The organism is Streptomyces sp. NPDC002911, assembly GCF_053591835.1.
Genome location: NZ_JBSFUO010000062.1, coordinates 1 through 7,685 on the forward strand (window position 1 = coordinate 1; position 7,685 = coordinate 7,685).

Genomic DNA, 7,685 nt, shown 5'->3' on the forward strand with positions numbered 1-7,685 from the left:
CGGGTTCCCCCTGCTCCGCCACCGCATCCTCCTCCAGTGATCACTACACGGCGCTACCACCGATTACGGGCCAGAGCCGAACGTTTTACAGTCCCTTACGTGGTCAGAGGAGCAGAGTCTGTTCCACGGAGGAGTGCTTGTACCGCCGTGTGGTGCGGCTTCTCATTCGCACGGTGGCTGGTAGGAAAGCCCGGGCAGGTGCCGTTTCCATGTCTCGGGGGTGAGGGCGCCACGGGTGACGTTACAGATCCGGTCGGTGGCTCGATCGGCGTCCATCGTCCAGAGTCGGATCGTCCCGTCTTCGCTTGTGCTGGCGAGGAGGTTGCCGTCAGGGTTGAACGCCGTCGAGGTAACGGGACCGGCATGGCCGGTCAGGGGCTCACCGTGTGCTTCGGGGCGAGTTGGATCCCTGATGTCCCACAGCCGCACGGTGTGGTCCTGGCCGGCGGTGGCCAGTGTGCGGCCTCCCGGACTGAGCGTCATGGACATCACCTTGCCCGCGTGGCCGGTGAGGGGCTCACCCAGCGCTTGGGGGTGGGCCGGGTTGCTGATGTCCCACAACCGCACGGTCCCGTCGGAGCCGCCGGTCACCAGTGTGCTGCCAGTGATCAATAGCCCTTCCAATCCGTCGGAGTTGCCCGGCGTGGCGTCGTTCAGTGTGATGGGGTCGCTCAAGGCTTTCGGGCGATCCGGGTTGCTGATGTCCCACAACTGCACGCGAGAGGCCCATGCCTTGGCAGTGCCTATGGCGAGGGTGGTGCCGTCCGGACTGATTGACAGGTCACGAACATAAGTCGATTGGTCTTCGGTGACGATCTCGTCCAGCGCCGTGGGGTGGGCTGGGTCGCTGGTGTCCCACAGGCGCACCGCTACGCCGTCACTTGTGGCGAGTGTGACGCTATCGGGAGTGAATGCCATCCAGGTGACAGGGTTCGTATGACCGATTAGGGGAGCACCGGTGAGATTCGGGTGCGTGGGGTCGCGGGCGTCCCACAGTTGCACTGCATTTTCATCAGTGGCGGCGGCGAGCGTGGTGCCGTCCGGGCTGAAGAGTACCGATCCAACGTCCTTGGTGTAGCCGGTCAATCTGCGGTCCAGCGGTTCAGGCGCTGCCGGATCACCGACGTCCCACATGGAGACCGTCCAGTTTTCGCCGAAGTGGTCAGCAGCCAGCGTCTTTCCGTTGTGACTGAACATGGTGGGACTGTCGAAGCCAGCGTCTGTGGTCAGCCGGGCGTCGGGAACATGCCACAAGCGAACTGTGGCATCCGAACTGCCGGTGGCCAGTGTGGTGCCGTCGGGACTGAACGCCATTGACCGGATGCCGTCAGTGTGTCCGGTCAGGAGGTTGCCGAGCGGGGTGATCTTGTCCGGTAGTGCTACGTTCCACAGGCGCACGGTTCCGTCGTTGCCGCCTGCGGCGAGCGTCTTGCCGTCCTGACTGAACACCAGCACATGTCCGTCTCCTGTTTGTACGTCGGGCAGTTCGCCGCTGGCCAGAGCTGCGCCGGGCAGAGGGCCGCCCCGCAGTCTCGGCCGGGCAGGATTCGTGACGTCCCATAGCCGTACAGTGCGGTCGTCTCCGGCCACGGCGAGTATGTTGCCGTCCGGGCTGAAGGCCAGAGCGAACGCGCTTTTGCCGTGACCCGGCAGGGGCTTGCCCAGCAGCCTCGGCCTGGCGGGCTCGGTGATGTCCCAGAGCCAGACCTTCCCGGCGTCGTCGGGAACTGCCAGGGTTCCGCCGTGCCGGCTCAGCCAGCTGAAGAAGTGGTCGTCCCCGCGCAGAGGGCGCCCCAACTGGGCTGCGTCAGCTGGCTCGGTGGTGTCCCACAACCGCACTGTGCCGTCGAAGCTACCGGTGATCAGTGTGTTACCGTCCGAGGTGAACACCGCGGACGCGACGTAGTCGCTGTGCCCGGTCAGCGGGCCGCCGACAAGCTTGGGTCCGCTTGGAGTGCTCACGTCCCAGAGCCGGATCGTCAGGTCGTCGGCGGTCGCCAGCATGTCGCCGTCAGGGCTGAACGCGATAACGGTCACACTGCTGGAATGTCCCTTGAGGGGTGCGCCCAGGCGCACGGGGTGGGCCGGATCGGTGACGTCCCAGAGCCAGCCCGTTTCCTCACTGCCGGTGGTGACCAGCTTCTCTCCGTCCGGGCTGAACGCCAGCTCCATGATGCCTCTGTCGTCTTTGAACAGCGGGTCCCCGAGGGCCACGGGGCGCTTCGGGTCGCTTGTGTCCCACAAGCGGACCGCCCCGTTGCCGCCGACGGCGGCCAGTACGCGACCGTTCGGACTGAACGCCACCTCGTACACCGGATCGGGGAATCCGGTGAGTGCGGTGGACAGTGTGGCGTTGGCGTCGTTGAGTACCCGCGTGTACGCGTCGGGGTCGTTCGGCTTCGCGTGGTGGGCTGCGAGGTCGAATTGCGCCGCCAGGGAGGGATCGCTGTCGCGGAGTTTCTCGGCCGTGGCCATGAGCTGCCGGAAGCGGGCGGTGTCGCGTTCGGCCTCGGCGGTTCCCCGCTGTACGAAGGCGACGATGGCGGCGGCACTGGCGATCAGAGTCAGTGCGGTCAGGGCGGCGATTGCGGCGCGGGCCAGCAGGGTGGTGCGGCGTGAGCGTCGCACAGAGGCTGCGAGGAAGGCAGCGGCGACCGAGCTGGTTCGGCCGGCCCACCCGCGGGCCGCCTCGAGCTGGTTGCCGCGGTGCAGCATGTCCGGGTCGCGAGCGCTGCTCTCCCAGGCGGCTGCCGCCTCTTCGAGTCGCTGGCGGACCAGGCGGTCCTCCCGGTCTCTTTCGATCCAAGTACGCAGACGGGGCCAGGCGTGGATCAGGACTTCGTGAGTGATGGTGACGGTGTCGTCTTCACGGGTAAGCAGACGGCCAGCGGTGAACGCCTCCAGAGCAGCGGGGGACAGGTCGTCGCCCACGGAGAGGCGGCGGCGGGTGTCGTCCGTACCCTCGGCGCTGTCACCGATCCTGACCAGTCGCAGGAACATGGCCTGTGCGCCTTGCTGGACCGACGGGTCCAGACGGGAGAAGATCCGCTCCGCGCTGGTGGCGACTGCGTGCCGGATGCCACCGGTGGCGCGGTAGCCGTCGACGGTCAGCGTGCTGCCGTGCCGCTGCTGCCACGTCGTGCGTAGCGTGTGGGCGAGCAGCGGAAGCCGCCCGGCCTCATAGGCAGGGTAGCCCAGGTCCGCCAGGAGCAGTTCGACGAGCCCGGGCTCGATCGTCAGACCAACCTGCCGGGCGGGGAAGATGATTGCTTCTCGCACGCCGGTTGCCGACAGCGGGCCGACGACGATCTGCCGGTTCTGCAGGGCTGACCGCAACTGCGGGTAGTCCGTGCAGCGGGTGTAGAAGTCGGACCGGAGTCCGTAGACAACGAGCGCCAAGGGGTTGGGGCCGTCCGCCATCGAGGCCAGCACGTCAAGGAACGTCCGCCGGTCAGATTCGTTCTCACACAACGTGAACAGTTCCTCGAACTGGTCGACCGCGATCACGAGGCGGCGGCGAGAGGCTTCGCGCACCAGGGCGGCACACGCTGCTGAACCCGCGGCAACAGCTGCTTCGGCGCGTTCGGTATCGACGCCGGTGACCTCTGCCAGTTGCCCGGCCAGGGCAATGAGCGGAGTCGCCGAGGGAGTGAACAGCAGCTGCGGCCACCTGGCAGAGCCCGGCACCATGCCGCGATCGAGCGCGGGCAGCACACCGGCCGTCAGGAGGGAGGACTTACCGGCGCCCGAGGGAGCGACGATCACCAACGGGCCACCGTCGCTGGCCCGTTCGTCCAAAACAGTCAGTACATCGGCTATCAGGGAGTCACGGCCGAAGAACCACCGGGCATCGTCCTGCTGGAACGCCGCCAGGCCCGGGTAGGGGCAATCCGGAGGAGCGGACGCCCCCGCAGAGACCTGCCGGGTCTCGCGCACACCGTCCAGGTAGTGAAGGTGAACATCGCCCTGCTCCGCGATGACCTGGTCTCTGGAGGCCTGGAAGATCCGGGCCTCGCCGGATGCCTCAGCCCGCAGTCGGGGGCCACTGTCCTGCCCGTTATCCGCGTCGTCGGCTTCAGCGCTCAACGTTCGGTGATGTGCTGGTCTCGGCCCGCTTGGTACACCCGTCCGTTGCCGGATGCCGTGGCCTTCATCACCGGCGAACCCATCTGAGACTGCTCACTGTCCGGCAGCACGGGAATCACCTGCTCGTCGAAGAGGCTTCGCAGTTCGGCGGCCAAGTCCGGCCGGTCGCGCACCGCTTGCTGTAGCCGAGCCCGCCAGGCCTCCGCCAGTTCCCGCTCGCTGTCCTCGTCGCCCGCCTGTCGTGCCGTCACGACCTGCGGCCTGACCTCGTCGAGCTGGGCCCCGACAGCGTCGGCGTTCGTCGCGCCCGTCCCCCGCCACCATCTCACTGTCGCGTCCCGGACCTGCTGCCAGGAATCCGTCGCCATCGCACTCACCAGTGCTGTCCCCGCCGCTAAGACTATTGGGTCCATGTCGGCCTCCTCTTCTACCGGTCGCCCATCATCTCAAAGGCACCCCCAAAAGCCAGGGGGCTGCACAAAGCGGCCTTTGTGAGGCGTCCCCCGGAGTGTGGACACAGGGGGCTCATGCCGCGATTGAGAGTTCAGCTGCTCCCCGCGCGAAGCACTCGGCGACGCCACGGCCTACGTCGACCGGGACGGCACCAGCTGGGCTGGTATGCAGCCGTCCCACCCAGCGCCCACCACGAAGTCGGCACGAAACCTCGGCGGGTAGATGACGAGCTCATGCGAGATCAAAGCTGAGCAAGCACAGGCCGGACGGGCAAGTGAAATCTGCCCGTCCGGTCCTTGCTCAGTGCGAGTTCTGCCCGACGGGTCCTTGCGCCGGTCAGGTGGCCTGGGTAGAAAACACAGATGTATCTCGATAAACGCAAAGAATCATCTGGGAACGAGAGCACGGGCAGGCGTTCCTCCTCTCTGCCCGCGCCCGTCCAGCTGGCCGCCCTGCACGCGACGGCGGGGAACGCGGCGGTGACGCAGGCGATCCAGCGTTCCATGGGGGTCCAGCCGGATACGGTGGGTAACGCGGAGCTGAGGCGGGCGATCCAATGTTCGCGACACGAGCACGGCCCCGACCACCCTCATGGCCAGGTGGACCTGCAGCGCCGTGTGGAGGAAGAGCCTGCAGTCCAGGGGCTTTCTACCTTCCACGCCGCCCAGGGCACCCCCGGCCGCCCGCTGGCGCCTCACATCCAGAGGACGGCGGAGCAGGCTTACGGCATGCCCTTCGGACACGTGCGGATGCACGATGATCCTGTGTCCCAGCAGTCGGCGGACGAACTGAGTGCCCTCGCTTACACCAGCGGCTCGGACATTTTTATCGGTTCGCGGCCCGTGAACGACGAGACGGTGTATCACGAGATCGACCATGTCCGTCAGCAGGCCATGGGACCTGTGGCGGGCACGGACAACGGAATGGGCGCCAAGGTCTCGAGCCCGCGAGATCCCTTCGAGGTCTCCTCCACCGCCAACGGCAAGCGAGTGGCCCGGGGGGAGGCACCGGATCTCACGCTGCCCGGATCGCACGGCCATGACGGAAACGTGCAACGCGCCGCTGCGGAACCGGCCGTCCAGCGCATGGAGGCCCCGCGCGGCCGCCCGGGCGACAGAGACTACGAAGCCGACAACTCCGCCTCCGACAGCTCCCCGGAACGACGAGAACTCCACAACGACATCGAACGTCACTTTGAGGGAATGGAAGGTCTTGTAGGGCGAGCGGGCAGGCTCGCAGAGGGCCCGGGTCTCCCTCGGGTCAGGCGGGTGCTCCCGGAATCCGATTCCGATTCACCGGAGAGGGCAGCACAACCTCCGGTGCGGGAGCAGGCGGCCCCGGAACCGCTCCCCACACTGTCGGAGAACAGCGATCTGGAACCGCTGCACGACCTGCTGGTGCAAGACCTGCATGAGGGTGATCTCAACAAGAAGCTGAAGGTCTCGTTCCAAGTGTTCTCCACCGGCAATCTGATCGAAGGTCACGCCTGGATGGAGGTCACCGGGTCCGAAGGGACGAAGGTCTCCTTCGGATTTTTCCCGGTCAATGGGGGTCTCGCGGCGCTCGGCAGCGTGCAGGGCGGCGTCCGTTGCCCCGACCCGTTCGTCGGTAAGCGCAATCCCACGCACCGCGAGTCAAAGATGGTGGCTCTGAGGGACGTCATCAGGGGTTATGAGCTCGTCCATGAACGGTCCACACAGAACTACAACTTCACGTTGCACAATTGCACGACCTTCGCGGGTGACGTGTGGCGGAACATCACCGGTAAAGCCATCCCCGCAGACTTCCTCACCGCGATAGGTCTGCTCAGCATGGCGATCTCGACTCCCCAGGCCGCCGCCGACGGTTTGGGGAGCCACCAGGAGCAGCGGACGAACGACCGGAGGGAACGTATGCTCCCCTTCGCGGAAGGCCCCATGCGCGGTGTGATTCCAGGCTCCGGGACCCCGGAAGAGATCGCCGACCGGTTCGCCCGCGCTAGGCAGTCGCAGAGCAGCTCATCCGAATCCACTGAAGAGGTGGACTGACCTGGACGACAGGGTGAACCGCCCTGGGTTCGGTAGAGGTCTCAGATTGTGGTGGTGACCTGGGGTTTCGTGATTTCGGTGTAGTAGTTGGCTTCGTATTCGACGGGCGGGATGTGGCCTGTCTCGCCGTGGAGTCTTCGGTGGTTGTACCAGTCGACCCACTCGGCGGTGGTCAATTCGACTTGGGGGAGCGTCTTCCAGGGCCGCTGTGGCTTGATCAGCTCGGTTTTGTACAGGTCGACCGTCGACTCCATGAGGGCGTTATCGTAGGCGTCGCCGACCGAGCCGATGGATGCGGCGATGCCGGCGGCCTGAGGATGCTCGGCGAGCTTGAACGACGTGTATTGCGACCCGGCGTCCGCGTGATGAACCGACTCACCTGTCTTTACGGGCCGTTGGTCACGGTCGCGCTGCCACAGCGCCATCTCCGATGCGTCCAGGACGAAGACGGTCTCCTTCACGGTGGCCGCCGACCAGCCGACGATGCGGCGGGAGAGGGCGTCCACGACGAACGCGACGTAGACAGTCGCGGACCAGGTCTTCACGTGGGTGAAGTCCGCCACCCAGCCCCGGTTCGGCGCCACGGCGGCGAAGTCGCGGTCCACCAGGTCGGGGGCCCGCTCGACCTGCCCGCCGGGAATCGTGGTGACGACACGCCGGCCCGCACCGCTCCCTGATCGCCGAGCTCGCGCATCAGGCGCTCGACGGTGCAGCGGGCCACCTCATGTCCCTGCCGGTTCAGCTCGCGCCATATCTTCCGGGCCCCGTAGACACGGTAGTTGGACGTGTAGACCTTCTGAATCTTCTCTTTGAGTTCCGCGTCGCGCACGCGGCGTGCGGAGGGTTCCTCGAGGCGTTTGTGGTGGGCGTAGTACGTGGATGGGGCGATCTTGCAGTCGTGTGCGGTAAGCGTCCCGCAGATCGGCTCGACCCCGCCGAAGCGGTCCCGGTGCTCGTCGATGAAGGCTACGAGCGCGTGTGTGGCCGGTCGAGCTCGGCCGCGAAGAAACTCGCTGCGGCCTTCAGCCTCGCCGTTTCACTTGGGTACGCCTGGCTTGGGGGGGAAACGCGAAAGTGCCTTCCTGACCTGGGACGATGAACCTTGCTGAGGGGTTCTGT

General features: G+C 66.3%; 4 protein-coding genes and 1 pseudogene. 1 reads left to right on the forward strand and 4 read right to left on the reverse strand.

Annotated elements, in window-relative coordinates; genetic code table 11:
* Positions 1-162: 162 nt before the first annotated feature.
* Both ACWD04_RS33465 and ACWD04_RS33470 read right to left on the reverse strand, forming a co-directional pair.
* The gene (locus ACWD04_RS33465; RefSeq protein WP_451137497.1) at positions 163-4,086 is read right to left on the reverse strand and encodes an NACHT and WD repeat domain-containing protein; all 3,924 of its coding nucleotides are present in this window, start codon (positions 4,084-4,086) and stop codon (positions 163-165) included.
* Entirely contained in the window at positions 4,083-4,499 is a 417-nt protein-coding gene (locus tag ACWD04_RS33470) for a hypothetical protein (protein WP_451137498.1), read from the reverse strand. The genes ACWD04_RS33465 and ACWD04_RS33470 overlap by 4 nt, the downstream gene beginning before the upstream one ends.
* Before the next feature lie 519 nt (positions 4,500-5,018).
* Between ACWD04_RS33470 and ACWD04_RS33475 the strand changes: the two genes are divergently transcribed.
* Positions 5,019-6,566, forward strand: coding sequence for an eCIS core domain-containing protein (locus ACWD04_RS33475; RefSeq protein WP_451137499.1), 1,548 nt, complete (start codon positions 5,019-5,021; stop codon positions 6,564-6,566).
* 41 nt (positions 6,567-6,607) lie between these two features.
* Here the strand turns inward: ACWD04_RS33475 and ACWD04_RS33480 are convergent, their stop codons facing one another.
* Positions 6,608-7,279 (reverse strand): IS3 family transposase, encoded by a 672-nt coding sequence (locus tag ACWD04_RS33480; protein WP_451137500.1) that lies wholly within the window; start codon positions 7,277-7,279, stop codon positions 6,608-6,610.
* Positions 7,240-7,395: pseudogene (locus ACWD04_RS33485) on the reverse strand (IS3 family transposase); the annotation flags it as partial. The gene ACWD04_RS33480 and the pseudogene ACWD04_RS33485, both read right to left, overlap by 40 nt.
* Positions 7,396-7,685: the final 290 nt, after the last annotated feature.